This is a genomic window from Marseilla massiliensis, assembly GCF_016899955.1.
Taxonomy (GTDB): Bacteria; Bacteroidota; Bacteroidia; order Bacteroidales; family Bacteroidaceae; genus Prevotella; species Prevotella intestinigallinarum.
In genome coordinates this window covers 1-362 of record NZ_JACJJL010000112.1, presented here as the reverse complement: position 1 = coordinate 362, position 362 = coordinate 1, and the positions used below count along the sequence as shown (strand labels likewise).

The 362-nt window shown below is 57.2% G+C and carries 1 pseudogene; it reads left to right on the top strand.

Features of this window, described 5'->3' with window-relative positions:
• A pseudogene (locus H6B30_RS16150) lies at positions 1 to 362 on the top strand (TraG family conjugative transposon ATPase); the annotation flags it as partial.

Here is a 362-nt window from a genome sequence, read left to right as displayed (position 1 = left end):
GACATCGACCGCCTGATAAACGCCAATGACCAGCCGGAAGTGCCGGAAAGCCGCGCCCTGCTGCTCCCCTCGGAAGTCAGGCGCATGAAGCTCGTCCGCCAGTGCCGTTCGCTCATGGCCCTCATATGCGACAAGGCCGCCTCGGAGTCTGAAAGGGAACACGCCGCACATATCGTGGAGAAATACCGCAAGGAGCTGTACGAGAACACCATGCTCGTCAAGATTGACAGGCAGATAGACCGCATGGAGGAGCAGAAACGGCGGCTGAAGGTCAGGGAACTGTCCTTCAACTCCTACTACGAGTTCGCCGTGGAGCGCATCCCGCAAATCACTTCCCTGGAGAAAATAACATTCGACATACA